The sequence below is a fragment of the uncultured Methanobrevibacter sp. genome (assembly GCF_937906425.1).
GTDB lineage: Archaea > Methanobacteriota > Methanobacteria > Methanobacteriales > Methanobacteriaceae > Methanobrevibacter.
On record NZ_CALCYR010000115.1, the window covers coordinates 1 to 3,204 of the forward strand.

A 3,204-nucleotide genomic window follows, 5' to 3' on the forward strand; every position below is an offset into this window, starting at 1 on the left:
TTTAAATTATAATTAAAATTAATAATTTAATTAATAAAATTAATAATGTCTTTAGTTATATTTAATAATCTAATCAAATTATTCCATTAACTATATATTATTAGTGGTGTCAGAAAAATTATCAAAGAGAAATATTAATAATAACTTAAATCTATATACAAGTAAATCAAAATAAATTTGGGTCTCTTAGACCATGTTTGGATTTTGTTCGTCAATTCTGATTCTATTAATAGTCGAATTATCAACAGATGCGGCAGTTCCTGCAGATTTCGAAGCGAAAGCACCAGTTTTAATAAGAGCAATTAAAGCACCAATAATACCAATAACGACAACACTCGCAATAACAATACCAGCAATAGCACCTCCACCTAATCCAGAAGAATTTTTTCTGTATCTTGTTGTTTGAATAGCTTTATTACCTCCATCATTGGTAGTATTTTGTTTTGGTGGAACGTAATTATCATCACTTATTGCACAGGCAAATTGAGAAGGAGCAGTAGAATCATTAGTTATTTTGAATAAAGGAGTTGAATCAGTTTCATTATAGACTGTTTGAGGAGAAATAATAATTTCAGAAACATCAAAGGATTCAGTATTATCGCAATTTAATGTTAATTTTTTAGAACTTGAGTCGACTTTCATTGTGCAAAGACCATTTGAATCAGGAGTAGCAAAAGGTATCTTAATTTCATGTTTAACACCAGACTCTTTTAATTCACCAGTATAATCAGTATAATTTGCTTCGATAACATATTGACCATAAGTTGAGCAATTATTTGATTTTATATCGGTTATTGTTACCGAGGGTAAATTATCGAAATCTTTCAAGGTATCTATTTTTGAATAGTCTAGAGTTAGATTTTTATCTATGATTATTTCTTCAGGAGCTCCTGCGATTTGATCGTCTTCTAACTCAGTTGAGACTGGATTAAGTTCTTTACCATCGTCATTTGAGCAATCTAATGCGACTGAATTTTCAGTTTGGGCATCTGATTTTGGAGAACAAGAGACTGATATTGGTTCGTCTAATTCAAGAGTTTCTAAATTTCTTCTTCTATTTTGCTCAACGGTTAATGTTACATTTATTTTTAATACTAATGATGAGAATGGATTTTTGAACTCTTTTCTAGTTAAGGCTAAGAAGAATAATCCAGAATAACCGGCAGGTCTACCAAGTTGTAAGAAAGTGAAAGGGGCAAATTTTCTTTGTCTAGCATGTTCTTTTTTAATTTCGTTATAATCAAGACAATTTTGTCCTTCAAGAGTTAGTTGCTTTTGTTCTATATATAGCATTTCCAAACGTTTCTTTTTTATTAATCTTGGTTCGATAAGTAAATTAGTGAATTTAAGTCTTCCTTTAACTTTTTGCATTTTGCAAGTTATTGTAGCAACAGCATTAGCTTCAGCACTTTCGACAGTACATTTAACTTTTGTTTTTGGGAAAGAGAAAGGTAATTCAAAGGTCATTTCTTCTTTTATTGCTTGTGAGAATTTTCCTTCGATTTTTATTTTTCCTTTCTTAGAGCATTTATTGAAATTCATACTTTCGATAGTAAATGTTGGTGGAACTTTAATTTTATTTTCTTCGTCTTTAAAATCGATAACTTGACTTAATGGACTATCCGAACTTTCTTTAATGGCTACATCAGTTAGAAAAGGGCTTAATTCTTCAAGCGTCACTTCTTCACATCCTCCAATATTTTCATTATATGGTGATACTACTAAATCTTCTGGTTTTACTTCTTCACCCTTTTCTAAAGCGACTTCGCAATAAAAATCAGCTTGAGTCTTTGTACCTTTAACAGCATTTACTGCTTTTTCTAATGTACATGTGGCATTTTTTTCTTTTTCTTCATTGTTAATAATTACAATAACCTTTATTTGAATTTCATAACCTTGCTTTAAATTATTATTGACAAAAGCAGCAAAGAAGAATCTTAAACCATTACCACCTGCTTTTTGTTCAATGTTACTTACTTGACGGAAAGATATATCTACTTTGATTTTTTCTTCGGCTTGTATTTCTAAACCATTTTCACATTTGATACCAGTTTGATTTACTTTTTTTAAAATAAATAATTCTTCATCTCCGTCAGTTATTATTTGTTGTTCGATCATTACTGAACCTTCTAATTGTTCATCAGCAATACATTGAATACCATCAGCTTCCAAAGAACAAGTCATTTTAGCTTCCGGAGGGAATGTTAAAGGTATAGAGAATTTATTTAAGACGTTTATGTCTTTCTCAAATTTTCCTTTAAGTAAAAATTTACCATCTTTATTACATGTTTGAGTTTCTAATGATTCAAATTCAAATGATATAGGAACTTCAGTTTTTTTGGCATCAGATAATTCTCCATTTGTAATAGCTTCGTCGACTAAGGCTGGATTAAGAAGTATTTCGTCTTCAGATGGAATACCTGCGATTTCTTCTGAACTATTAAGTCTTAAACCACTATAAACTATTTTTGGGTCTACGGTCAATTCACATTTGAAGCTGGCTTGTTGAGTATCTCCTTCCTTGACTTCAACACTTTCTTCAAGTTTGCATTCAATTTCTGTTGCTGTATCTTCCATTCCTTCAGTAGTAATTAAATTAAATAATAATTTGATCTGATGTGGAGCAGTCAAACTTTGAGTAATTAAAGCAAAGAAGTTGAATGATATAGTACCAGGTTCAAAAACAAATCCATTAATTTGTCTGAAAGTAATAAATATTGCAAGTTTTACTTCTGCTTCTTTTTTTTCTTCTTCAAGATCTGGAGAATCAGTAATTGTTTCATTTGGACCAATTGGATTCTTAGTTCCTGGTTCTTGTTGATTAGTATTTTCAGGATTTGTACCATTTGTTCCTTGATTTGTTCCAGCTTGTTCGGTTGAATCTTCTCCTACTTGTTCAGAGCCTTCATCGGAGACTGCATTGTCTGATTCTTTATCAGTTGATCCTGATTCATCAGTGGATGATGATCCAGCGTTATCACTTTCTTTATCAGTTGATCCTTCTTCATCAGTGGATGATGATCCAGCGTTATCACTTTCTTTATCACTTGATCCTGATTCATCAGTGGATGATGATCCAGCGTTATCACTTTCTTTATCACTTGATCCTGATTCATCAGTGGATGATGATCCAGCGTTATCACTTTCTTTATCACTTGATCCTGATTCATCAGTGGATGATGATCCAGCGTTATCACTTTCTTT

1 pseudogene is annotated in these 3,204 nt (G+C 31.3%); it reads right to left on the reverse strand.

What is annotated here, in order from left to right:
• Positions 1-186: 186 nt before the first annotated feature.
• Positions 187-3,204 (reverse strand): annotated as a pseudogene (locus Q0138_RS03025) (hypothetical protein); the annotation flags it as partial.